Origin of the sequence: Mucilaginibacter sp. OK268 (assembly GCF_900103125.1) — a bacterium.
GTDB lineage: Bacteria > Bacteroidota > Bacteroidia > Sphingobacteriales > Sphingobacteriaceae > Mucilaginibacter.
The window spans coordinates 1-23,669 of the sequence record NZ_FNJV01000007.1 but is presented as its reverse complement, the minus strand read 5'-3'; the positions used below and the strand labels follow the sequence as shown (position 1 = coordinate 23,669).

Annotated in this window: 21 protein-coding genes; 11 read left to right on the top strand and 10 right to left on the bottom strand. The window is 42.5% G+C overall.

All coding sequences use genetic code 11. From position 1 onward, the window contains the following. Positions 1-20: 20 nt before the first annotated feature. The 3 genes from BLR84_RS20285 to BLR84_RS20275 all read left to right on the top strand — a co-directional run bounded on the left by BLR84_RS20285 (position 21) and on the right by BLR84_RS20275 (position 3,235). On the top strand, positions 21-1,208 hold the full coding sequence (locus BLR84_RS20285) for a 1-deoxy-D-xylulose-5-phosphate reductoisomerase (RefSeq protein ID WP_255366996.1): 1,188 nt from the start codon (positions 21-23) through the stop codon (positions 1,206-1,208). An 18-nt stretch (positions 1,209-1,226) separates the two neighbouring features. Beyond that, complete coding sequence (gene rseP / locus BLR84_RS20280; RefSeq protein ID WP_090471794.1) at positions 1,227-2,561, top strand: RIP metalloprotease RseP; 1,335 nt, start codon at positions 1,227-1,229, stop codon at positions 2,559-2,561. A gap of 224 nt (positions 2,562-2,785) precedes the next feature. Further along, positions 2,786-3,235 (top strand): KTSC domain-containing protein, encoded by a 450-nt coding sequence (locus BLR84_RS20275; RefSeq protein ID WP_090471792.1) that lies wholly within the window; start codon positions 2,786-2,788, stop codon positions 3,233-3,235. Between the two features lie 327 nt (positions 3,236-3,562). Here BLR84_RS20275 and BLR84_RS20270 read toward each other — a convergent pair whose 3' ends face one another. Continuing rightward, positions 3,563-4,120, bottom strand: coding sequence for a DUF4199 domain-containing protein (locus BLR84_RS20270; RefSeq protein WP_090471790.1), 558 nt, complete (start codon positions 4,118-4,120; stop codon positions 3,563-3,565). Between the two features lie 240 nt (positions 4,121-4,360). Between BLR84_RS20270 and BLR84_RS20265 the strand changes: the two genes are divergently transcribed. The 4 genes from BLR84_RS20265 (at position 4,361) to BLR84_RS20250 (ending at position 7,822) form a co-directional block, all read left to right on the top strand. Further along, positions 4,361-4,804: a hypothetical protein gene (locus BLR84_RS20265; RefSeq protein WP_369829189.1), complete on the top strand. Its 444-nt coding sequence runs from the start codon at positions 4,361-4,363 to the stop codon at positions 4,802-4,804. A gap of 107 nt (positions 4,805-4,911) precedes the next feature. Beyond that, positions 4,912-5,586: a hypothetical protein gene (locus tag BLR84_RS20260; RefSeq protein ID WP_090471785.1), complete on the top strand. Its 675-nt coding sequence runs from the start codon at positions 4,912-4,914 to the stop codon at positions 5,584-5,586. Positions 5,587-5,972: 386 nt separating this feature from the next. Then, positions 5,973-6,944 carry an aldo/keto reductase gene (locus tag BLR84_RS20255; protein ID WP_090471783.1) on the top strand — a complete coding sequence of 324 codons (972 nt, stop codon included), beginning with the start codon at positions 5,973-5,975 and terminating at the stop codon, positions 6,942-6,944. A 47-nt stretch (positions 6,945-6,991) separates the two neighbouring features. Next, positions 6,992-7,822, top strand: coding sequence for a helix-turn-helix domain-containing protein (locus BLR84_RS20250; RefSeq protein WP_090471781.1), 831 nt, complete (start codon positions 6,992-6,994; stop codon positions 7,820-7,822). A 94-nt stretch (positions 7,823-7,916) separates the two neighbouring features. Here BLR84_RS20250 and BLR84_RS20245 read toward each other — a convergent pair whose 3' ends face one another. Genes BLR84_RS20245 through BLR84_RS20230 form a run of 4 tightly spaced genes read right to left on the bottom strand, consistent with a single transcriptional unit; the run spans position 7,917 to position 12,489 of the window. After that, positions 7,917-8,480, bottom strand: a complete 564-nt coding sequence (locus BLR84_RS20245) for a DUF4199 domain-containing protein (protein ID WP_090471778.1) — start codon at positions 8,478-8,480, stop codon at positions 7,917-7,919. Positions 8,481-8,485: 5 nt separating this feature from the next. After that, complete coding sequence (locus tag BLR84_RS20240; RefSeq protein WP_090471776.1) at positions 8,486-9,154, bottom strand: hypothetical protein; 669 nt, start codon at positions 9,152-9,154, stop codon at positions 8,486-8,488. Between the two features lie 8 nt (positions 9,155-9,162). After that, positions 9,163-10,413 carry a dihydroorotase gene (locus BLR84_RS20235; protein WP_090471774.1) on the bottom strand — a complete coding sequence of 417 codons (1,251 nt, stop codon included), beginning with the start codon at positions 10,411-10,413 and terminating at the stop codon, positions 9,163-9,165. 27 nt (positions 10,414-10,440) lie between these two features. Beyond that, positions 10,441-12,489, bottom strand: a complete 2,049-nt coding sequence (locus tag BLR84_RS20230; RefSeq protein ID WP_090471772.1) for a BatA domain-containing protein — start codon at positions 12,487-12,489, stop codon at positions 10,441-10,443. Positions 12,490-12,776: 287 nt separating this feature from the next. Here BLR84_RS20230 and BLR84_RS20225 point away from each other — a divergent pair, with 287 nt between their 5' ends. Genes BLR84_RS20225 through BLR84_RS20210 form a run of 4 tightly spaced genes read left to right on the top strand, consistent with a single transcriptional unit; the run spans position 12,777 to position 16,346 of the window. Beyond that, positions 12,777-13,373 carry a TetR/AcrR family transcriptional regulator gene (locus BLR84_RS20225; RefSeq protein ID WP_090471770.1) on the top strand — a complete coding sequence of 199 codons (597 nt, stop codon included), beginning with the start codon at positions 12,777-12,779 and terminating at the stop codon, positions 13,371-13,373. A 16-nt stretch (positions 13,374-13,389) separates the two neighbouring features. Continuing rightward, positions 13,390-14,532, top strand: coding sequence for an FAD-dependent oxidoreductase (locus tag BLR84_RS20220; RefSeq protein ID WP_090471768.1), 1,143 nt, complete (start codon positions 13,390-13,392; stop codon positions 14,530-14,532). A 38-nt stretch (positions 14,533-14,570) separates the two neighbouring features. Further along, a complete protein-coding gene (locus BLR84_RS20215; RefSeq protein WP_090471766.1) occupies positions 14,571-15,290 on the top strand; it encodes a DUF72 domain-containing protein in 720 nt (239 codons plus the stop codon). 60 nt (positions 15,291-15,350) lie between these two features. Beyond that, complete coding sequence (locus BLR84_RS20210; RefSeq protein ID WP_090471764.1) at positions 15,351-16,346, top strand: aldo/keto reductase; 996 nt, start codon at positions 15,351-15,353, stop codon at positions 16,344-16,346. Positions 16,347-16,478: 132 nt separating this feature from the next. Here the strand turns inward: BLR84_RS20210 and BLR84_RS20205 are convergent, their stop codons facing one another. The 5 genes from BLR84_RS20205 to BLR84_RS20185 form a co-directional block, all read right to left on the bottom strand. Further along, entirely contained in the window at positions 16,479-17,258 is a 780-nt protein-coding gene (locus BLR84_RS20205) for a hypothetical protein (protein WP_090471762.1), read from the bottom strand. 16 nt (positions 17,259-17,274) lie between these two features. Further along, positions 17,275-19,593 (bottom strand): family 20 glycosylhydrolase, encoded by a 2,319-nt coding sequence (locus BLR84_RS20200; protein WP_090471760.1) that lies wholly within the window; start codon positions 19,591-19,593, stop codon positions 17,275-17,277. A gap of 522 nt (positions 19,594-20,115) precedes the next feature. Next, positions 20,116-21,072 (bottom strand): thioredoxin-disulfide reductase, encoded by a 957-nt coding sequence (gene trxB, locus BLR84_RS20195; RefSeq protein ID WP_090471758.1) that lies wholly within the window; start codon positions 21,070-21,072, stop codon positions 20,116-20,118. A gap of 85 nt (positions 21,073-21,157) precedes the next feature. Next, the gene (locus BLR84_RS20190) at positions 21,158-22,195 is read right to left on the bottom strand and encodes a toxin-antitoxin system YwqK family antitoxin (protein WP_143013956.1); all 1,038 of its coding nucleotides are present in this window, start codon (positions 22,193-22,195) and stop codon (positions 21,158-21,160) included. Positions 22,196-22,222: 27 nt separating this feature from the next. Next, complete coding sequence (locus tag BLR84_RS20185) at positions 22,223-23,395, bottom strand: dipeptidase (protein ID WP_090471753.1); 1,173 nt, start codon at positions 23,393-23,395, stop codon at positions 22,223-22,225. Positions 23,396-23,669 lie beyond the last annotated feature (274 nt).

Here is a 23,669-nt window from a genome sequence, read left to right as displayed (position 1 = left end):
TAATTGAAACAGGAATATCATTGATTAATCATACAAAAAACATTGCCATTCTTGGCTCCACAGGCAGTATAGGTACGCAAACCCTGGAAGTGATCAGGAACAATGATAATTTGTTCAGGGCATTTTTACTTACCGCGCATTCCAACTCCGATTTGCTTATTAAGCAGGCCATTGAATTTAAGCCTGAATACGCCATTATATGCGACGAAAGCAAATACCAGGAAGTTAAATCCGCATTAGCGCATTTGCCGATTAAAGTATTGGCAGGCCATCAGGCTATTATTGATACGGTAACCCATCCTGATATTGCTGTGGTATTAACAGCCATGGTTGGCTTTGCTGGCCTTGAGCCTACTATTGCCGCCATCAAAGCGAATAAGGACATTGCACTGGCCAATAAAGAAACCCTGGTAGTAGCAGGCGAACTGATAACCGGGCTGGCCAAACAGCACCACGTAAAGATTTTGCCGGTTGATTCGGAACATTCGGCTATATTTCAATGTCTTGCCGGCGAAGAACATAACCCGGTAGAGAAATTGATCCTGACCGCATCGGGTGGGCCATTCCGCGGGCGCGATCTTAATTTTCTGGCTAATGTAACACCGCAGGATGCGCTTAAGCATCCTAACTGGGTAATGGGTGCCAAGATTACTATCGACTCGGCCTCTCTGATGAATAAAGGCTTAGAAGTGATAGAAGCCAGGTGGCTCTTTGGTGTGGAAGCCGATCAGATCGATGTGATCATTCATCCCCAGTCAATCATCCACTCTATGGTGCAGTTTAAGGATGGTTCCATCAAAGCACAAATGGGCTTGCCCGATATGAAATTGCCCATCCAGTACGCCTTAACCTATCCAAACAGGATAGCAAACGATTTTAAGCGGTTTAACTTTACAGACTATACCACCCTTACATTCGAAAAACCAGATCTCGATACTTTTCGTAATCTTGGTTTAGCCTATGCGGCATTAAAACAAGGCGGCAACATGCCTTGCATTATCAATGCGGCAAACGAAGTAGTTGTTGCCGGCTTTTTAAGCCACTCTGTCAGCTTTTTAGCCATGAGCACAATTATTGAAGAGTGTATGCAGAAGATAAGCTTCATAACTCAACCAACCTTAACCGACTATTTGAATACTGATAAAGAAACACGCATCTTTGCGCAAAATTTAATAGAAAAAACGCCGGTAAAGGCAATACAATTTTAATATACATAAACGTAGATAATGAGTATAGTGATCATGGTGGGCCAGCTGATACTGGGCCTTTCAATTTTAATAATCCTGCACGAACTGGGACACTTTTTGGCAGCACGTGCTTTTGGCATCAAAGTCGAGAAATTCTACCTGTTTTTTGATGCCTGGAACATAAGTCTTTTTAAATTCACCTTTAACGGCGTTGAATATGGTATTGGCTGGCTACCCCTGGGTGGCTATGTTAAAATTGCCGGAATGATAGATGAATCAATGGATACCGATCAGCTTGCAGGTCCGCCGCAACCATGGGAGTTCCGTTCAAAACCGGCCTGGCAGCGTTTAATAGTGATGCTTGGCGGTGTTACTGTAAATATTATCCTGGGCATACTGATATTCTGGATATTGACCATACGTTTTGGTGATAGCTATATCCCTAACTCAAGCGCCAAATACGGCATTGTACCAGGCGAGATCGGTAAAAAGATCGGTCTTGTAGCCGGTGATAAAATTGTAAAGATCAATGGCAAAGCTGTTGAACGCTTTGATGACTTAACCAGCCCCAAAGTATTATTGGAAAACACGGTATTCACCATACAACGTGGTGCCGAAACAGTAAGTGTTACTATACCACGCACCATATTGAATGACCTGTCTGACCACGGTATTGAAGAATTTATAAGCAGGATTCCCCGCAGTAAATTCATAGTCGACTCGGTTCCACTAAACAGTAATGCTCAAAAAGCAGGCTTAGCTAAGGGCGATAGCATTGTGGCTATCAACAACCAGCCTATAGCGTTTTATGATGAGTTAAAAGCCGAGCTGCAAAAGGATAAAGGTAAATTGATTGATCTGGGTATAAAGCGTAACAATCAGGTTATCACCCTAAAAACACAGGTAACCGCTGACGGAACTATCGGTTTTGCGCAGTCAAAGAACGATCTGCCTCAAGTAAAAACCATTTATTATGGTTTCTTTGGTTCATTGCCAATTGGCGCTTCAAGGGCCTGGGCCACATTTACCGATAATGCCAAAGGCTTAGGTAAAATTTTCAAAGGCGATGTTAAGTTCAGCAAGGCTGTAAGCGGCCCTGTTGCTATTGCCAACCTGTTTGGCAGCCATGTTGATTGGGTGCATTTTTGGAGCCTGGTAGGCTTTTTATCCATGGTATTGGCCCTGATGAACCTGCTGCCTATTCCGGCGCTTGACGGAGGCCATGCGCTGTTCCTGATCATCGAGATGATCAAAGGCAAAGCACTGAGCGATAAGTTCCTGGAACGTGCCCAAATTGTTGGTTTTGTTATATTAGTTACCCTTATGGTTTTTGTTTTTGGTAACGATATCGTAAAAATCATCATCAAAAAATAATCTCCGCAAATGGATATATATAGCCCCTGGAGTTATTCCAGGGGCTTTTTTGTTGCCACATCAACTGCCCCGGGCATTTGATAAACCTGCGTTTACCCTAACTTTACTTTGAGCGATTTTTTATAAGCTTTAAAAGCGTACCTTTGCGCAATTATTTTCCTGAAAAGCGCATACTTCCATTTGCTTAACTCTTCAACGACAATAAATACTTATTAATCAATACAATGAAAAAAATTGTCGACTACCGCAAGTTATTAGGTGTAAATGAGGCTGCTGAGCTACAGGAATTAAAAACAACATACAGAAGCCTGATGAAGGCCTGGCACCCTGATAAATTCCAGGATAGCCCGGAAAGTAAGTTGGAAGCCGAAGAAAAAAGCAAAACCATTATTGAAGCCTACCACTTTTTAGTAAGCATCGCCCCGGAAACCCGCGAACAATCATTTGCCGAATATACCATCACTACAACTACCTCCAGCATAGCCGATTTTGAATACAAATCGCAGGTGCTGAAGATCAGCTTTGCCGACGGTAATACTTACGAATATTTTGACGTGCCCAAGGCGGTTTATGTTAAGCTGATCAACGCCGACTCACCTGGTCGTTTTGCCCGCAGACATATTTATAACGACTATGTTTACCGCAGCATCAGTAGGTTGGTAGCAACGGCTTAATCTTTTATAACAAAAACTTTTTAAAGCTTTTATTTTAACAATTTCTACTCAAAAAGAGGGCAAAAACGCGTTAAAAACTGCCGAATATTGCTTCATAACCATCGATTTTAACACTTTTTAACAAATTTCAACACGGTTTTGAAACTTTAAAAAGTCTTACGTTATTAATTATCAAATAACTACATACAAAACGGTTTATTTTTGACCGGTTTTGGCCTTAACAAAACAGCCCGGTTTTCCTCTTTTACGAGAAAAACCGGGCTGTTGCTTTTTATAAATATACTAAAAATTTAGGACATGATCAACTGTAATGTTGTTTCAATAGTCTTAAACTGTTGGTTCAATGGTATCTCCATCAGTATCAGATATTAAAACCGGCGGACGATCTTTTTTAAAGATAGCTGCACCAATAAGCGCTATAATAGCTCCCATAACCACAGAAGAAAACGCAGCACTAATAGTAAGCACTGTAGGATTAACAATTTTACGGGTAAAGCTCATACCTTGTTCAATTTGCTCCTGGCTCATGTTTTTAGCCTCCATTTGTGCCTGGGCAGAAGCTAATATCTTATCTATCATTTCTGGACTCAATACCGTAAAATACAAGTAGGTAAATATGGTTAATATAATGCCAGAGAAAATAGCATATAAAAATCCTGCTTTAAATCCTTCCCCGAAACTTAAATACCCCCCGTTAACATCCCTGCAGTCTTTCTGTTCCAGCAACATAAAGGCTATAAAAACTAATGTACTAATCCATTTCAATGGCGTGTCAGGTGACAGATTTAGAAATTGAATAGTGTAGCTAAGCACTATAGAGGTTATTACATATATAGCCGCCCATTTAATAATTACTGGCATCAGATTTACCTTTTGTATTTCCATGATATTGTATTGGTTTATGATTTATTAAAAGTAATTATTATTCTCTCCTGTTCAAAAAATCAGCAGTAGAATATTCCGGATAGGCGATGATTGTTTCGGAATTCGGACGTTGGATTTCGGAATTCTTGAATTTGGAATATTTAGACGATGGTGCGGTGTTATCACCAAAGGCTAAACTATAATTTCAATTCTACTTTTAATTCTTAATATTGATGCAATATGTATACCTCATTATTAGCATTGCATTCATTAATCCGGTGGTTGGTATTAATCAGTTTACTTTTTACCATCTGCCGGGCGTACAGAGGTTGGCTGCTTAACAAAGCTTTTTTTAAATTTGATAATACGGTAAGATATATAACTGTAACTATCGTACATATCCAACTCACCATCGGGCTTTGGTTATATTTTATCAGCCCTATCGTTCATTATTTCCTTTATAATTTCAATACAGCTGTTCATCAAAGGCAGATCCGTTTTTTTGGGATGGAGCATATTACAGTAATGCTGATCAGTATCGTTTTAATTACCATAGGCTCAGCAAAAGCAAAACGCAAAACTACAGATAAAGAAAAATTCAGGACAATAGCCATCTGGTTCAGTATCGCATTGGTTCTCATTCTATCCTCTATTCCCTGGGCCTTTTCACCGCTTACAAGTCGGCCATATTTCAGACCTTTTTAGTAACACAAATGGTGCGGTGATAACACCAACCATGGGCTAAATGGAATTCCTTACATTGCATTTTTTGGTCATAAATTTTTAGATTTACCTTAAAATAAACCATTATCATGATTACCAATATCTTAGCAACGGACACTCCCGCACCAGAGACAAATATTTATGATCTAATTAAAGTAGGAATCATTCCGTTTATCGTTTTAGTTATTGTCCTTATCTTCCGAAAACAAATAATTGGTCTGTTTGGAAGAATAAAAGGTGGTAAAATATTGGGCAATGAAGTAGAATTTATTCCTAACGCCCAAAATCAACAGACTCTACAAAAAGATAATATTCCAATCACGAATATAGACAAGGTCTTTGCTGCCTATTCAAAAGAAAACTTATCTGATTTTAGAGAACTTGTATTGGCCGAAACTGAGTTCGATAAATTACAAAGTGATACTCAAAAGGTTGAACATTTGATTAAGTATTCCACTTTCATTTACATGAGATTTCACTTTGAACTTATTTATAAAAATATATTTGGGTCTCAAATTCAATTATTACAGGTTTTAAATTCCGTCAAATGGGAAACTACCGAAAATATTGAAGTACATTATAAGCTGACAAGCTTAAAAAATCAAACGGCGTATGATAATTTTTCATTCGATGAGTATTTAAAATTTCTCATTAATTTTAACTTAATTGGAAAAGATGAGGATAGGTTTTTTATTACTTTCAAAGGCCTTGATTTTTTAAGATTCCTTATTGATACGAATAAAAACCCATTCTTACCCCTTTGATTTTATAACAGGCTTATTTTCGAGTAAAACGGTTCCTCCTACCTGAGTTTCTCCATGGCTACCATTGCTTGGCTCATTAGACAAATCCGGAATTGTGGTTCTAAGTAATATAAGCATTGCCGAGGCTGAAAAAAATGACTTTTTAGTTTCATCATATTGTGTTCAGCTTGTTGTCGGTGTTATCACCGCACCACTATTTACGTTTGTTTATATAACAAAACCAATGGTGACTGGTGCGGTGATAACACCGACCATAGGCTAACGAAAATCAGGCTTAAGATAAAATCAAACACTGAGCCATACAGATAAGTAAATTGAGCCGTGAAAGACATCGGCCATTAAATCTAAAGCTGATATTTGTATCGTTAACTCATAAAAATATATCAATGTCAAACATAACAAAAATAGCCCTCGGCAAAAATGGCCCGCTTGTTTCTAAACTTGGATTAGGTTGCATGCGCATGTCGCCCGTTTGGGGAAATCAGGGGAATAACGAAACTGAAAGTGTCGCCACCATACAGTCGGCTTTAGACAGCGGCATTAATTTCCTGAATACCGGCGATTTCTACGGCGCGGGCCACAACGAACTGTTGGTGGGTAAAGCCATTAAAGGTCGAAGAGAGGATGCCTTTATCAGCGTAAAATTTGGTGCTATCTTCTATGGCGGTCAGTGGCTTGGACTGGACTTACGCCCAATAGCCATCAAGAATTTTATTAACTATTCATTAGTACGATTGGGTATAGATACTATCGATCTTTATCAACCCTGCAGGCTGGATAACAGTGTTCCGGTAGAAGATGTGATAGGAACCGTTGCTGATCTGATTAAAGAAGGCAAGGTACGTTATCTCGGCGTTTCTGAAATTACAGCCGATCAACTACGCAAGGCCCACAGCGTACACCCGGTAACCGCATTGGAAATAGGCTACTCACTGGCCGATCGCCAGATAGAAAACGACTTGTTACCTGCCGCGAAAGAACTGGGTATAGGTGTAGTAGCCTTTGCCAATACGGCCGAAGGGTTACTTACAGGTGAGATGAAAGCCCCGCTGGCTGCCAATGATTATCATAATCACTTCTCGCGTTTTCAGGGAGATAATCTGATAAAGAACCTGGAGAAAGTTGAGGTATTAAAACAAATGGCAACAGAAAAGGGGTATACACCAACACAGCTGGCAATAGCCTGGGTGAATGCCCAGGGAGATCATATTATGCCATTGGTGAGCATGAGCCGCAGATCAAGGTTACCGGAAAACATACAAGCTATGGAGATAGTTTTTACTCCGGAAGAAATGAATGCCCTTAATGATCATTTTTCTCCAGGCTCGATACTTGGAGGCACATATCTGCAGCGTTAGCCAGGAGGGGCTGTATATAAGCCCCACCTATTTTATATCTTTACGTAATGATAAATCCGACTGAAATAATTCCGGGGGTTCTTTTTTATTCCTATCACGCTTCTGTGCGAAAGGATAAAGTAGCATTTTTAGAACATACTACCCTGGTATTGCAGGTTTCGGGTCGTTTTACATTGGAAACCGCCGGCGAAAAGCTTTCGATGGTTCAGGGCGAAATGTTGCTCATCCGAAGAAATCAATTGGGAGAACTCACTAAATCTCCTTTAAATGGTGAGGATTACCAAACTATAGTAATTTGTTTGAAAGAACACCTGCTCAGACAGATCGCGCTGGAAGAACAAATAGAACAGGGGAAAAAATACACAGGTGCCCCTAACATTCTTATTCCTGGAAACGATTTTCTTAAGGCTTTTTTTCAATCGGTGATTCCTTATGTGCGTCATTCGGAAGAAAAGATAACCCACGCGGTGGGTATGCTTAAGGTAAAAGAAGCTGTACTATTGCTTTTGCATATCATGCCCGAGCTCAAAGATTTCCTGTTCGATTTTTCCGAACCATATAAGATCGACATTGAAAAATTCATGCTCAACAATTTTCACTTCAATATACCTATTGAAAAATTCGCGCAGCTTACAGGGAGAAGCCTCGCAGGTTTCAAGCGCGACTTTCAAAAAACATTCGGCATGGCGCCACGGCATTGGCTACAGGAAAAACGCCTGTTGGAAGCCCGGCGCCTGATAGAAACAAAGAATAAGAAACCATCCGCAATCTATCTTGATTTAGGATTCGAAACCCTTTCACATTTCTCTCACTCTTTTAAGAAAAAGTTTGGTAAGACACCTACCGAGGGATCGGTGATAACACCGAGCATGGACTGAAAATATATAAAAACAAAAGCGGCTCTCCCTTACTGGAAAAGCCGCTTTTGTTTTATTTTAAATCCGAAATCGAACATCCGAATTCCGAAATCAATCAAGCCACTTCCTTTTTAAAGAAAGCGGCAAAAATGATAGCCAGCACAAACATAAAGATGATGGAGATACCTACGCCTTGTATCTGCCTGCCGATGGTGACATCTTTTTGCGCCTCAAATTCTCCCTGGATCTCAGCCAGTTTCTTTTTGATGATATCCGGACTGGTTTTGCTCTCTTTGAGATAGTTGGTTACCGAATTGGTCATGGCCGCCTGTGTTTTTTCGATCATGTGCGGCTCAATTATTTTGGCAAATAACTGATCGCGCAGGGCAAACTGTACTACAAAAGCCGTAAAAAACATAATAAATATGCCTGTTGCCGCTTCGCGCAAGGTCCAGAAACCGCCAACTCTTTTCCTGAAATTAAAACACAATACTACCACCAGTAAAATGGGGAACAGTACCGAAAATATAAAAGGCACAGAGGATATGATCACTACCGATGTTGCCGATAGTATGATATAAAACGAGGCGATACTCAACACGGTTAAAACCAAACCCAGCAATAAGCCAAAAACTATACCGGTGGTTCTTAACCGTTTTTTGTCAATTTCAAAAGCCATTGATACTATTGAAAATTGATTAATATATCTAAAACAGCCATATCAAACTCTTTGTCCAAGGCGTTTGCTGCTATTTCGGCCTTTGCCTCCTCCGTTGGATCGATGGTTTGGAAAAAGCAGATCATCGGGTAAAACAGCTCTTTTAACTCCGAATCCTGCGGAAGGCTTTGAGCTACTTTGCTCACCTCCGAAACCGGGCTTTCGATCAGGATCTGGTTGGCTATCACCGGTTCATAAATGCGGTACTCGTCCTGAAACTCGTCCTCATCAACCAGTAAAAACTCTTTCAGGTAATCTTCCAGTTCGGGTTCAATATCTTCGTCCTCGCACTCATTCAGGTACAGTAGCAGGTTCAGCAGCTCGGTACCGCGGTCAAGCGTTTGCTCTTCAATATCTTCCCATTCAGGCGTATCCAGGTAATCTTCTTCCAGTTTTTTAACATCGGCGCTAAAAAAGTTCACCAGCAGGAGGTCAAAAAACACCTCGCGTAATGATTCAACGGCCGGATTGTTATCAAATACTTCGTCCAAAGCATCAACCTTGGTCAAAAAATCTTCGTCAAGCGCGAAAACCTCACCGAAGCTATTGCTCAGGAGGGTAGCATCAAAGCTGCTGTACTTAGAAAAAGCTTCCAGGGCGGCTTCAAAAGCGGTTTGTATTTTTGGATCGATCATGATTGTCGTTATTTAAATATTTGTTTGTTATTATAGGTTAGCTGTACTTTTCCTTTTAACTGTTGCCCAAAGAACGGTGAATTAACCGATTTAGAGCAATTATTTTTATTGCTGTATTCCCATTCTGTTTCGGTGTCAAAAAGCACCAGGTTGGCACGCTCACCTTCGGCAATAACCGGTACGGTTACACCCAGTATTTCGCGCGGATTAATGGCCAGCTTATCAACCAGCAGCTCCACCGGTAAACCCGATCTTAGAGCCAGTGGTAGCGCGGTCTGGAAGCCGGTTATTCCGAATTCGGCCACTTCAAATTCCACATCCTTAAACTCCACCTCGTGCGGGGTGTGCTGGCTTACTATAGCATCAATGGTACCATCTTTAAGCCCTTTTATCAACGCCAAAACATCATCTTTGGTACGCAGCGGCGGTTTTACCTTATACATACTGTCAAACCCCATCAGGGCCTCGTCTGTAAGTACCAGGTGGTGCGCGGCCACATCGCAGGTAACTTCCAATCCCTTACGTTTGGCTTCGCGGATAAGCTCAACCGAACGGGCGGTTGATACAGTACTAAAGTGTATTTTTGATACGGTATATTCGGCCAGGTAAAGGTCGCGCGCTATCATCAGCTCTTCGGCCAGTGATGGGATACCTTTCATCCCTAAAAGGGTGCTTACCTCCCCTTCGTTCACTTTGGCTTTGCCGGCTATAGCCGTATCCTCGGGGTACGAGAACACCATGGCATCAAAACCCTGGGCATACAGTAGTGCACGTTCCATCAAACCTGCATCCTGCACCGGGCGGTTACCATCGGTAAAGGCTTTGGCGCCGCTCAGGTACATATCATACATCTCGGCCAGATCCCTGCCTTCGCGCTTGTGCGATATAGTTCCTAAAGGATAAACATCAACCAGGTTATTTTTGGCGCGGTTAAGCAGGTACTCAATTTCGGCCTTGGAGTGTACCGGCGGGGTGGTATTGGGCATTAGGGCAATACCGGTAAAGCCACCGGCAGCGGCGGCGCGTGTACCCGAGTGCATATCTTCCTTGGTTTCCAGTCCTAACTCTCCGATGTTACAGTTCAGGTCGAAAAAACCGGGCGATACATATTTGCCCTCCCCATCTACCAGTTCGGCATCGGCTTCAATATCTTCGGCAATGCGGGTGATCACCCCATTTTCAATTAAAATATCGGTAACTTGTTGATGAAAGGCTGATCCGGGATCAAGAATGGTGGCAGATTTGATAAGCAAATTCATGAGCACTGCTTTAAGGATTTGTATGGATCAAACAGGCTGCTTTATGGCTTGTTTACCCGGGTTAAAGTACCTGATCAACAAAATTTCGGCCGCCAGAAAAATCAATGCCAAAATTATACAAAGTTTCCATAATTGTGTGCCAAAATTTGTTTCGACCACAATACCTTTTAATGAAGCGTTACCACCTGTTAATAAGGTGGTTGAAGGAGGCATTAATTGTTTCAGGGTAGTCGGGCTCAAATAACTCATGTCAGATTCGCTGCGGTTATCGTTAAAGGCCAGCGTAGCCAGCGTACTATCCTGCTTTTTCAGCGTGTAAATCCCGGTTTCATGCAACTGATCAGACAGGTACAGCATTGTGCTCCCCTCCTGCTGCCGCACATCCGGAATGGTGCTTTGATCACCTTTTACTAATTTAAGCAATTGCTTTTCGGTGATCTGCACGGGTGGAATCTCCAGCGTTTCATCCTGCCCCAGGGTGTAAAACAAAGGCAGATCGTGCCCGCTTAGCAGGGCTATCCGGAACAACGTGGGCACAAAAAGGGCGTGCCGTGGTAAACTGCTATACGCTTCATCAAGTGGTACAGCGGCTACATAAACCTTACCGCGACCAGGGTTATAACCCGCCCAAAAGGTTTGTCCACCGGTTAGTTTCATCAGGTTATCTGCCCCTCCGCGGGAGGTATTTAACTGGTAATATTTTTTAACTACTGGCAGATCCGGATTCTCAGGGAAATTCTCAAACACATTTTTAAACACAGGGCTTTGCCTGTTCAGTGTGGATACTTTAGTAGCTTCGGTCAGTAGTTTTTCTGGCCAGGCAGCATTCATGGGTTGCAGGAATGCGCGATAGTTGGCCAGATCGGCATCGGCAGCAGGGAAAACAACCAGCGTTCCGCCCTTATTAACATAAGTCTTCAATTGCTGCGCCAGACCTGTAGACATAGCTTTTACATCACTAACCACTACAATAGGTAAACTATTAAGACCTGCATAATCCACATTACCATCGGGCACACGCTGAGCGGCAAAAAACGGATCAGACGCAAATACCGCCTTTAAATACGGGTTGGGTGTGCCTCCGTCGATCAGCAGCACGGGCATTTGCGCGCTTACATTAAAACTGAAGTAAAATTTGTTATCAAAGGTAACGGGATTGTCCTGCAGCTCAACCAGCCCCTGCTGCCAACCGGCTTGTAAACCCATAAAAGCGAGTGTATCGGTTTGCACCGCACGTGCAGGAATAGTATAGTTGCCCAAGGCTTTCTGGGCACCGTTGATGGTTATTTTTAGCGGAACTTTATCAGCCTTTTCGTCGGCATAGTTGTGGAGCCGAACCACCAGTTTTTCGTTTTCACCGGGACGGTGTACCGCGCTTAACAGCCAAACAGAATCAACCGCTACATTGGGCAGGTTCCCGGCTTTAAGTTGTATCAGGCTGGTGGCTATACTGCTATCCGCTTTTAATGGCTTAGCCACCATATTTTTTTGAAGATCTGAAATGATATAGGTCGATTTGATAGCTCCCGGCTGTGTAAGCAAGAGGTTTTGCTGGCGGTTAATGATCTGCTGCAGGGTACGGCTCTGCGCGCTGATTTTTACCTGGTCAACCGCGTCATTAAACTCGTCGCGACTGAGCAAGCGTTGGTGTTTACCCTCAAAATCCTGCGTAAGCAGCTGAAAACGGTCATTGATATTATAGGCGGATGCAATCTCTTTGGCTTTTTGTTTGGCATCATCCAGTAGCGAGCCTTCGCGGTTAAGGGTTTCCATGCTGTAGGAGTTATCTACAAAGATACTTACCGCATTTTGCCTGCCGGTATTACCGGAATTTTGCCCCGGCAGATACGGCCTGGCAAAAGCCAGCACCAGGAAAAACAGGGCCAGTAAACGTGCAGCCAGTATCAGCCGCTCCTTTAAGTTGCGGCGCGATGCCTGCTGCTCCTGAATCTCCTTTAAAAACTGCACATTGCTAAAATTCACCTTCTGGAATTTACGAAAGTTGAATAAATGGATAATGACCGGGATAGCTAACGTGAGCAGTGCAAATAAAAAAGCCGGATATATAAAGCGCATATTTTATCAGTGCAATAGGCAGATATACAAATGTGCGAATAAATGTGCAGATTTCAGAAGACCTTCCCAACTACACGTCATTGCGAGGTACGAAGCAATCTCTATGCTATGCCGAACAAACAGAATAGCCTATATTAATTGACCTGCCTATGTAGAGATTGCTTCGTACCTCGCAATGACGTTAGTTTTTATTCACCAGCCACTATTCAAAACAGGAAATTCAAATAAATATTGTAAGTAAATAAATATTTACTTATTATTGTATCAATATTAATAATCAAGGCATTATGCGCCCAAAGAATTTAGAGAAAGAAGAAGCCATCCGTACCATTGCCCTACAGATCATAGCTGAGGAAGGTTTGGAAAACCTGACCATGCAAAAGCTGGCCAAGGCTGCCAATATATCGCCCCGTACCATTTATATCAAGTACGACAATAAGGAAGATCTTTTGGTAACGCTTTATATTGAGGAGGTGCTGGGTGCTTACGAACAGGCTGTGCTGAAGGATTTTAGATTTGACATGAATTTTGCCGAAGGGGTAAAAAAACTCTGGTTAAATGGCTTTGCCTATTTTAAAAACAACCGCCACGCCTTTGCCCTGATGCAATATGGCAAATCATCGCCCCTGCTAAATAAAGCCTACCAGGCAAAAAACATTAAACAGGGCGATTACTTTGGGGCTGTTATCCGCTTCCTGGAATATCACGCGGCGGCAGGTACTATCCGGAATTTCCATCAGGATATACAACGAGCTCTGTTGTTTTCGCCATTGATCGATCTGATGAGCGAGTACTTTGATTACCAGGAAAGACCCGAACAAATCATCACCGAAGAAACCCTTTTACAATGCTGCGATGTAGTAATAAAAGGCATGCTAAAATAAATTAGAACACAAAAAAATGAACAATATTAAAAATAAAAAGATAGCCATTGTGGGCGGCGGTCCGGGCGGATTAACGCTGGCAAGACTATTGCAAATGAACGGTGCCAACGTAAAAGTATATGAACGGGATATCAACAAAGATGCCCGGGCAAAAGGCGCTACGCTTGACCTGCATGAAGAATCGGGCCTGAAAGCACTGCACGAGGCAGGGTTGATGGATGCCTTTAATGCCAACTTCCGTCCCGATGCCGATAGGGTGCGTGTTATGGACAAACAAGCAAACATCATCCTTGATGAACACGACGCTCCCAAACGCCCCATGGACAGACCCGAAATTGACCGGGGACCGCTGCAAAACATCCTGCTGGATTCTTTGCTACCTGGCACGGTTGTTTGGGATAGCCATTTTTTAAGTCTTTCGCCAGAAGATACTTCCTGGAAATTGGAATTTAAAAACGGCATTTCGGTTATTGCCGATATCGTGATAGCTGCCGACGGGGCAAACTCCAAACTACGCCCATACATTACGCCTATTAAGCCTTTTTATTCGGGCGTTACGGCTATAGAAGGGGCAGTACACCATTCCGAAACAGCAAGTCCTAAAATACATCAGTTATTAAAAGGAGGTAAAATATTTGCCATGGGCAGTGAAAAAAGCCTCATTGTAAGCTCTAAAGGCGATGGTAGCCTGGTATTTTATCCAGGTTTGAAAATCGATGAAAACTGGGCTAAAGATTCCGGAATCGATTTTACGGACAAAGCACAGGTGTTGGCCTGGTTTAAAACAGCATATGCCGACTGGGACAGCGTATGGCAGGAATTATTCGAGAACGCGAGCTATGCCTTTGTACCACGCCCGCAATACTGTATGCCTTTTGACCAAACCTGGGAGGCTTTACCCAACCTCACCATGCTGGGCGATGCCGCGCACCTAATGCCTCCTTATGCCGGCGAAGGCGTAAACATGGCCATGCTGGATGCCCTGGAACTAAGTCAATGCTTACTCAGTGATGACTTTGCGGATACGCAATCGGCTATAGCTGCTTATGAAACCCAGATGCGGGCAAGGGCCAGTGAAATAGCCATGATCACCATGGAATCAACAGCTGCATTACATTCGCCACAGGCTATCGACTTTATGCTTAGTATCATTGGTTAAGTTTAAAACAAAAGGCCACTCGCATTCTTTTATATGGAATGGAGTGGCATATCGGTTGTTCGGGTTTTCATTATAAAGATTGGAAAGGGCGCTTTTATCCCAATGATCTGCCGCAGCGTAAATGGTTTGATTATTATTGCGAACATTTTAAAACGCTGGAGCTTAATGTGACCTTTTATCGTTTCCCGCAGCTTTCTTTCCTGCAAAACTGGTATGGTAAAAGTCCAGCCGATTTCCGTTTCGCGGTAAAAGCCCCACGTGCTATTACCCATTACAAAAAATTCAACGATACTGCGGATTTGATCATCAGTTTTTATGATACCATTAACCAGGGATTGCAGGAAAAACTCGGTCCAGTATTGTTTCAGTTGCCCCCCAGCTTTACTTATGATGACGAACGACTTGATCGCATCATCAACAGCTTGAACCCTTCCTTTAAGAACGTGCTGGAGCTACGCCATGTAAGCTGGTGGAATGATTCCGTTTATGAAAAACTGGCTAAACATCATATTACCTTTTGCGGCATGAGTCACCCCACATTGCCCGATAATGTGATACAAAATACGCCTATGGTGTATTATCGTTTTCACGGGGTGCCTGTATTATACCGCTCGCCCTATTCAAAAAATTTCCTTGAAAAAATCATCAACACAGTAAAACAAAACCCTGATGCGCGCGAGGGCTGGTTTTATTTTAATAATGATTTTGACGCGGTTGGTGTTGGTAACGCGAATGATATGATTTCGTTGTCTAAATAATTTTTTTATCTCAACAATTAAATACATTTTGCTGCCGGATTTTAAACTACTTATTTATCTATGGAATTTAGACGATTAGGAGAAACTAAACTGGCTGTTTCGGTTATAACATTTGGTGCCTGGGCTGCAGGTGGCTGGATGTGGGGTGGCAATGACGATAAAGAAGCCATTGAAGCCATGCGCGTATCCTACGATATGGGCATCACCTCTATTGACACCGCGCCTATTTACGGGCAGGGTAAAAGTGAAGAGCTGGTTGGCCAGGCCATAAAAAGTTTTCCTCGCGATAAAGTTCAAATCCTCACCAAATACGGCATGCGCTGGGACCTGGCAAAGGGTACTTTTGGTTTCAAAAGTCAGGATAATGATGGCAAGGATATCGATGTTTACAAATATGCCGGTAAAGAAAGTATTATACTGGAGTGCGAAAACAGTCTGAAACGTTTAGGGACCGATTATATTGACTTGTACCAGATCCACTGGCCCGATGCCACTACACCTATCGACGAAACTATGGAAGCCGTACTTCGCCTCAAAGAACAGGGCAAGATACGCGAAGCCGGTGTAAGCAATTATGATATCCAACAAATGGCTACTGCCGAAAAAAGCATCAAGCTGGCCTCAAACCAGGTATCTTTCAGCATGGTGAAACGGGATATTGAGGATGAGCTGATCCCTTATTGCATCGAAAATAAAAAATCAATATTAGCTTATAGTCCGTTGGAGCGTGGGCTATTGACCGGCAAAATGAAACCAGGGCATCAATTTGAGGCCGGTGATCACCGCGCGGGCGTTAAATATTTCCAAGAGGAGAATATCAGGCGTACCAATGAGTTCCTGGCCAAAATAAAACCTCTTGCCGACGAAAAAGGCGCTACCCTGGGTCAGTTAGTGATCCGCTGGACCATCAATCATCCCGGCATAACCATAGCGCTTGTAGGCGCCCGCAATGCCGCACAGGCTAAACAAAACGCCAAAGCTATCGAGATTCACATCAACGGTGAGGAAATGGAATTTATCAATAACCAGCTGAGTGATCTGGAGATTGTTGGGTAAATTTTGAACCATGATTTACATGATCGTAGGATTATCCTGATTCTCGTTAAAATCAAGAAAATCTTTAAATCATGTAAATCACGGTTCTACAGAAACAAAAATAGCGGCACCTAATGGTGCCGCTATTTTTGTTTATTCCTCGTCCTGATGCCTTCTCTTATGTTTCTTCTTTTTCTTTGATTTTGACGAGGAAGACTTACTTTTCTTTTCAGATTTCTTAGTACTTGTGGTTTTCTTTTCCGTGTTCTGTTTAACAGGCGTAACAGCTGCTACCCCCTTCTTATCAGCAACATCAGTTGAATCTTTGCTAAGCTGTTTTACAGTGAACTCATTACTTCTTAAACCATACTCCAACTGACGTTTGGCGCCTGTGGGTTTGGCCTCTTTCCCGCTACCGTTAAAAATCGGGAACTCCCGCATCAGTTTACCATCTCGAATGTAAAAATTATCACTACCCCGGTAGCCTTTGCGCTGCGAGTTGTTCAGTTTGGGAAAATCGAGCTTATTGGCCTTATTATTACTGAACTCAAAAGCGTAAATACTGGTGTAATTGGTAGTGTCTTTTGATTTGGCCTGGATCAGAATCTCCGGATTACCATCCAGATCCATATCGGCGTTGTATACATCAACTATAGCCCCATCCAGGTCACCTGTGGTGGTTGTATATTTTATGGCCGATGAATCCGAATGCAGGATCATGAATGATCCCGCGTCTAACGAACCACGCCCCCAGCTCAATATATCATAGCTTTGCCCGGGAGATACCTCTATCAGTTTATGAAACCTGAAAGGCGCCATCGGTTCCGACTTTTTAGCTACCGATGCAGTGGTTGCAGGCTTTTTTTCGTTATCGCCGCAACCAGCAATTACAGTACCTATTAATAGCGCGAAAAGATAAAATCTGTTGGTCATTTTATTTTGCAGGATATTAATTATATAAAGTATCGGCTGTTAATTCAGCTTTTTGTTTGCTCGGCGCGTTGATGAATACTTTTAAGTTACTTGGCCCGCCGGCATCAACATATTTTAAAGTAAGCTTGTGATAACCTTTTAATAAGGATACGGCGCCGGCCTGTTCGGTAACCGCGTGTTTGCCATCGTTATCAACCACCGGCTGACCATCGATCAGTAACACCGATCCATTACCTGAAAGGGTCGAAAACCCGTAATTACCATCAGCATCAATATTCAAATAGCCCGAATAGATAATGCCATATTTACCTTTACTTTTCCGGAAATCAATAGTGCTGAAAGTTTTCACAGCGCCGCTGTCGGCAGCCGGCAGATTGGTTAACTGGCTGGTAGCCGTATAAGTACCCGGAAATAACTGGTATTTTACGCCTGGTGTTGATCCTGTATAATTAACGGGCGCCATGGGTGCTTTATTATATACCACCGTACGCGTTACCACGCTCCTTTTACCCGATGGGGTGATTACGATGGTTTGCAGCTCGCGATACTGATCGGGTGGAATGGAAAGGTTGAGTGGAATGGTATAGATCAGATCGGTTTCGCGCGGCGTATAGCCATCAATGGTATAGTATATTTTAGCCCCATCTACCGATGGTTTTAAGGTGGCGCTCAATTGTGATCCTATCATCACCGTATCTTTTGCACCGATAGCCATCGGCACACGGTAATTGATATTGTTTTTATCCAGCCAGGCTAAATGACCAGGCAAACGGGTTTCTGAAAAATCCTTAAAATTCTTGTTTGCCAAAGGCGACCATGCCACTTCAGACAGGGCCATTAACCGCGGCAGCAGCATATATTCTACCTTGGCGTCGGTTGGTACATACTCTGTCCATAAGTTGGCTTGTACTCCCTCTATATATTTTTGCTCATCAGCAGTTAAAACCGCCGGTGTTGGGTTATAGCTGTATATTTTTGATAAAGGCTCGTTGCCGCCTATACTCAGCGGCTCCTGGCTTGGTTTACCCTGGCCATGATCAATATATAAGCCGCCATTTCCCGGGGTCATGATCACGTTATGTTTTTGCTGAGCAGCCGCAATACCACCTTCTTCGCCTCTCCAGCTCATTACCGTAGCATTTGGTGCAAGACCGCCTTCCAATATCTCGTCCCAACCAATGATGCTGCGCCCTTTAGAGTTCAGGAATTTCTCCATCCTTTGGATAAAATAGCTTTGCAGGCCATGCTCATCCTTCAGGTTTAATTTTTTAATAAGGTCCTGACAAAAGGCCGATTTTTTCCAGGCATCTTTTGGTGCTTCGTCGCCACCAATGTGGATATATTTACTCGGGAAAAGGGCCATTACCTCGGTTAATACATCCTCCAGGAAACTGAATGTTTTATCAGACGGACAGTAGATATCCGGGAACACGCCCCAGGTTTCGGCTACTTTAACAGGCGTTCCGGGATCGCAACCCAATTCTGGATAGGCAGCCAGTGCCGCTGATGAGTGGCCTGGCATCTCAATTTCAGGAACAATAGTAATATATCTGTCGGAAGCGTATTTGACTACATCACGGATCTGATCCTGGGTGTAAAACCCACCATACGGCGTACCATCAAATTGCTGAGGGGTACGATCTCGGTAACCGCCAATTAAAGTTTGTGCCCGCTGGCTGCTGATTTGGGTAAGCTTTGGATATTTTTTTATTTCGATACGCCAGCCCTGATCTTCGGTCAGGTGCCAGTGAAAAGTATTCAGTTTATAAGCAGCCAACAGATCAATGTACTTTTTAACCAGCTCGACAGAGAAAAAATGGCGACCTACATCCAGCATCGCTCCACGATAACCAAAACGAGGATAATCTTCTATCTGTACGCAGGGAAATTTAGCGGTAGCACTCCTTTCCATGGGCATCAACTGTAAAAGTGTTTGAATCCCGTAAAAAAGACCCGAACCTTTGCCTGCAACTGTTATTTGTTGCGGTGTGATAGTGAGGCGATACCCTTCGACAGGTAAATTCTCTGTCCCCGCGGCTGTTAAGACAATAGTGGTGTTTGCATCCCTACGGATCTTTTCCATGGTTTTTGCCAAAACAACTTTATGAAAGCTTAAGTTGTTCTCCAGATAATCTTTAAAAAACACAACGGCTTTATTCGAAGGGGAATCGGCCCGGATAACCGTTCCCTGGCTTAGCACAAACTCACCGGGAGCCTTTTTTAATGATACAGGGGCCGGAATAATACCCAGGTTTGGGTCGGTATCCTGAGCGTTGACAACAGATGTACATACTGTAAGCACGGCAAACAGCATTAGGGATGCTTTTTTATACATATTTATTAATCAGGTTGGTACTGAATGGTGAATATAGATGTTTTTAAAAAAATATAAGAAGTTTGGCGTGTAAAAAATCTATGCTAAAACGTATTTATTAGCGATAAATATACTTTACAAGAGTTGTAAGCCATAACGTAGAGCGCTCAATTGCCGGTGGGGCTGTTACTTTGTCTTGATACAAAGTAACCAAAAATCAAGTCAGCAAAAATGCTTCTTTGCGCTCACGGCCTCTACCCTGCAAACCAAACAGAACTACGGGCTACAATTATTTTGCTCCACTTCGTTCGCACAATCCACTCGCTACAGCAAAAACTTGCTATGCCCCTGCCACTACACTGACCCATCATCGTTCTGCCTGCTTTCGCCCGAAGCTGTTCTGCTGACGGAAACCCTTTGTAGAAGTTTTAAAAACGAATATCAATGAATAAAGGCTAAAACGAAAAACGCCAACTGTTTCCAATTGGCGTTTCCCATATTTTTCAAAAAGCCCTGTCTCTTTAGGGAGGTTGGGCGGGGTAATTACGCAGTTACTACATGTTCTTTAGCAGCCAGGTAACGTTCGGCATCGATAGCGGCCATACAACCTGTGCCTGCGGCAGTAACTGCCTGACGGTAGATATGATCCTGGGCATCGCCACAGCAAAATACGCCTTCAACATTGGTTTCGGTTGATCCCGGACGGGTAAGGATATAACCGGTCTCGTCCATATTTAACCAGCCTTTAAAAATATCTGTATTGGGGTGATGACCTATAGCAACAAAGAACCCGGTAACATCCAGATCGGTATCAACATTGGTTTGGTTATTAGTAACTCTTACACCGGTTACGCTTTGCCCATCGCCAAGAATCTCTTTGGTTTCGGTATTATATAATATCTCGATATTTGGTGTATTCAACACGCGATGTACCATTGCTTTTGAGGCACGGAACTCATCGCGGCGAACGATCATATAAACCTTCCGGGTTAGTTTGGCCAGGTATGTAGCTTCTTCGGCAGCGGTATCACCGGCACCAACAATGGCCACGTCCTGTCCTTTGAAAAAGAAACCATCACATACGGCACAAGCTGACACACCAAAACCACTATATTTTTGTTCAGACTCCAAACCCAGCCATTTAGCTGAAGCACCGGTAGCGATGATCACGGTATCGGCAGTAATAGTTTTGTTTTCGTCAATAACCACTTTATGGGGCAAGCTCGAAAAATCAACCGAACTGGCATAACCAAAACGGATCTCGGTACCCAGGCGTTCGGCCTGTTTGCGCAGGTCTTCCATCATTTCGGGACCCATGATACCTTCAGGATATCCGGGAAAATTCTCTACCTCGGTAGTTTGGGTAAGCTGCCCTCCGGCCAATAAACCAGTATACATAACGGGTTTAAGATCGGCCCTTGAAGCGTATATAGCGGCGGTATAACCAGCCGGTCCTGAGCCTATGATAAGGCATTTGATGTGTTCAGTTTCTTGAGACATTGTTATAAAAAAATGTAGGCGAATTTACGATTTATTCAGAAGCGAATCAATAGCACATGGTCAGGATATTGCCATTGTTACTCACCTAATCATATCTAAATATATCTTTTTCAGGGTAAGAAATATGAACTTTCCCTTTACCATCTATAACAATATCAAGATAAAACGGGATATGCAATCTTTTCTCATCGCTATTATATGCATCAGGTTCCTGGTTGGGCGCAGATGTTAATAGAAATGTTTTTAATACCTCAGTACGTATTATAGGTTCCCAGTTAGGTGCTGCTGATAGTTCGCTGATTAATGTATCATCTATTTCCTGATCAGATTTTTCTTCTATCAAAGGGGCCACTAATTTCCCATTCTGTGTTAAATCAAAGCTATATGTGACGTGATACTTTCCGTGTTTGTTAAATCTTTTTGTTGATAGTCTTAAATTTAAGTAACTAATTAAATCATACTTTGAACGCTGTCCATCTTTCCCGTATTGGAATTTTCTGTCATTTAGATAGGAAATAGTTTTAACTATTTTACCCTCTTTATAAACCTCCGTTTTTATTATATCTCCATAATATGATAAACTATTCCAATCGCCTTGCCTTACATTGTTTATAAAATTACCCTCCACTAATACTTTACCGGAACTATAGTTATAACTTTGATACAACCCATTCTGAATATCATCCTGGTAAGTATAAAGGAATGCAGGCTTCTGATGATTATACGACATCCAGCTACCGTTCTTTTTACCGTTTAAATACACTCCTGTTTGGTCAATAAAATTTCCTCCTTGAGCAAACGCTGAATCTTGTTTTTTAGGATCTCTATTATAGATCTTAAATTTACCTGGAGGTATTAATGTATAGTAAATGAACTTACCATGCGGGATGGTAAATTGCTCATCTTTAAAAGTACCTATGGTCATTATGATATCTTGCATATCGTATTGTCTTGTTGACCATGCAGAATCTCCTTCCATTTTTTGATATAAAATGTATGAAGTTGCTCTTAATGAATCCGATGTTTTGGAACCATCATTAGTTAAATAAATTTTTCGAACCTGCGCATTTGACGTTATAGCGCAAACACATAATAGTAAAGCAATAAAGTAAGGCTTAAGCATAAATTAATTTTGAACAGCTAAATATAGTTATTTACCTGTATTTGCCTTTAATACCCTTATTACATTACCACCCAATATTTTATCGATATCTTTTTCGCTGTAGTTGAGTTTAAGCAATGCTGCGGTTACTTTAGGGTAGTCGGCAACGCTGTCCATCCCCAGTGGAAATGATTCGGAGCCATCAAAATCAGAACCTATACCCACATGATCAACACCAATCAACTTAACGATATAATCAATATGCTGAATGAGCATGCTTAATGGCGGCCGTAGTTTGTCGGCCTCGGCCTGGTGCAGGGAACTTACCTTAATAAACCCCAGGTCGTTATCATTATATACTTTACTGAGTGAATCGATCTGGCTTTTATACTTTAAATAAAATGTGGTTACTTTGGCCACATAAGCGCTATCCACAAAACCACTATAAAAGTTCACGCACACCACGCCGCCGTTTTTTGCCAGAGCCTTGAGCTGATCGTCTTTGAGGTTACGCCGGTTCGGGTCGATATTATAAACGCAGCTATGCGATGCGATAACCGGTTTACTGGTAGTAGCCAGTAAATCATAAAAGGTACGCTCACCCACGTGCGATATATCCACTATCACACCCAGATCATTTAAATGATGTACGATCTGTTTACCATAATCTGTCAATCCAAAATGTTTTAAACTATCTTTTTTGGTCACCTCATCACGTGCCGATGTAGCCCAGGAGGTGCTGTTGTTCCAGGTAAGGGTTAGGTAACGCATCCCCCGTTTAGCCAGGCTATCGATATAATCCATCCGGTCTTCGATCATGTGCCCTCCTTCCACACCTATCAGGGCAGCCAGTTTTTTCTGATCCACTGCTTTTTTCAGTTCAGAGCTATTACGCACCAGGGTTATTTTATCAGGATTGCGTTTGATAAGTGCGTATAGGGAATCTATCTCCTGGTTGGCTTGCGCAAAGGCAGTACCCTTTCCATATTTTTCATCGCACCAGATCGAAAATATCTGCGCATCTAACCCACCCTCTTTAGCCCGTACCAGGTCGAAGTTACCTGTACTTTGCCGTTTGGCCAGATCGTTTTTAGTGATCAGCTGGGTCGACAATACATCATTATGCGTATCTATTAGAATAGCTTTTTGATGGATCTGCTGAGCGTTTTGTGCCGAAAGTTTTAAAGAAGCAAATAGTAAAGGGAGTAACAGTTTTTTCATGTTTCAAGATAAGGTTTTGACCGTTCATTTTTTTGATTGGTGCAGAATGTAATAGATACCCGATAATTACTATGTCATTGCGAGGAGGAACGACGAAGCAATCTCCTCGCTCGCGTATAAACAAGCGAGGAGATTGCCACGCTACGCTCCTTTAGATTAGCATAATTATTATATTGGACTATTTGATTGAGCAAGAAGCAGGGTAAACTAAGCTTCGCTCCGAGTTAGTGACTCACATTGCGATTAAGACCCTGCTTCCTTTTCATCAACCTTA

Bases quoted from the DNA above. Each gene is read 5' to 3' on its own strand.
- BLR84_RS20275 (WP_090471792.1), top strand. From the start codon at position 2,786: ATGAAAAAAATTGTCGACTACCGCAAGTTATTAGGTGTAAATGAGGCT.
- BLR84_RS20270 (WP_090471790.1), bottom strand. From the start codon at position 4,120: ATGGAAATACAAAAGGTAAATCTGATGCCAGTAATTATTAAATGGGCG.
- BLR84_RS20190 (WP_143013956.1), bottom strand. From the start codon at position 22,195: ATGCTTAAGCCTTACTTTATTGCTTTACTATTATGTGTTTGCGCTATA.
- BLR84_RS20255 (WP_090471783.1), top strand. From the start codon at position 5,973: ATGTCAAACATAACAAAAATAGCCCTCGGCAAAAATGGCCCGCTTGTT.
- BLR84_RS20230 (WP_090471772.1), bottom strand. From the start codon at position 12,489: ATGCGCTTTATATATCCGGCTTTTTTATTTGCACTGCTCACGTTAGCT.
- BLR84_RS20245 (WP_090471778.1), bottom strand. From the start codon at position 8,480: ATGGCTTTTGAAATTGACAAAAAACGGTTAAGAACCACCGGTATAGTT.
- BLR84_RS20260 (WP_090471785.1), top strand. From the start codon at position 4,912: ATGATTACCAATATCTTAGCAACGGACACTCCCGCACCAGAGACAAAT.
- BLR84_RS20215 (WP_090471766.1), top strand. From the start codon at position 14,571: ATGGAGTGGCATATCGGTTGTTCGGGTTTTCATTATAAAGATTGGAAA.
- BLR84_RS20205 (WP_090471762.1), bottom strand. From the start codon at position 17,258: ATGACCAACAGATTTTATCTTTTCGCGCTATTAATAGGTACTGTAATT.
- trxB (WP_090471758.1), bottom strand. From the start codon at position 21,072: ATGTCTCAAGAAACTGAACACATCAAATGCCTTATCATAGGCTCAGGA.
- BLR84_RS20200 (WP_090471760.1), bottom strand. From the start codon at position 19,593: ATGTATAAAAAAGCATCCCTAATGCTGTTTGCCGTGCTTACAGTATGT.
- rseP (WP_090471794.1), top strand. From the start codon at position 1,227: ATGAGTATAGTGATCATGGTGGGCCAGCTGATACTGGGCCTTTCAATT.
- BLR84_RS20210 (WP_090471764.1), top strand. From the start codon at position 15,351: ATGGAATTTAGACGATTAGGAGAAACTAAACTGGCTGTTTCGGTTATA.
- BLR84_RS20225 (WP_090471770.1), top strand. From the start codon at position 12,777: ATGCGCCCAAAGAATTTAGAGAAAGAAGAAGCCATCCGTACCATTGCC.
- BLR84_RS20235 (WP_090471774.1), bottom strand. From the start codon at position 10,413: ATGAATTTGCTTATCAAATCTGCCACCATTCTTGATCCCGGATCAGCC.
- BLR84_RS20250 (WP_090471781.1), top strand. From the start codon at position 6,992: ATGATAAATCCGACTGAAATAATTCCGGGGGTTCTTTTTTATTCCTAT.
- BLR84_RS20240 (WP_090471776.1), bottom strand. From the start codon at position 9,154: ATGATCGATCCAAAAATACAAACCGCTTTTGAAGCCGCCCTGGAAGCT.
- BLR84_RS20185 (WP_090471753.1), bottom strand. From the start codon at position 23,395: ATGAAAAAACTGTTACTCCCTTTACTATTTGCTTCTTTAAAACTTTCG.
- BLR84_RS20220 (WP_090471768.1), top strand. From the start codon at position 13,390: ATGAACAATATTAAAAATAAAAAGATAGCCATTGTGGGCGGCGGTCCG.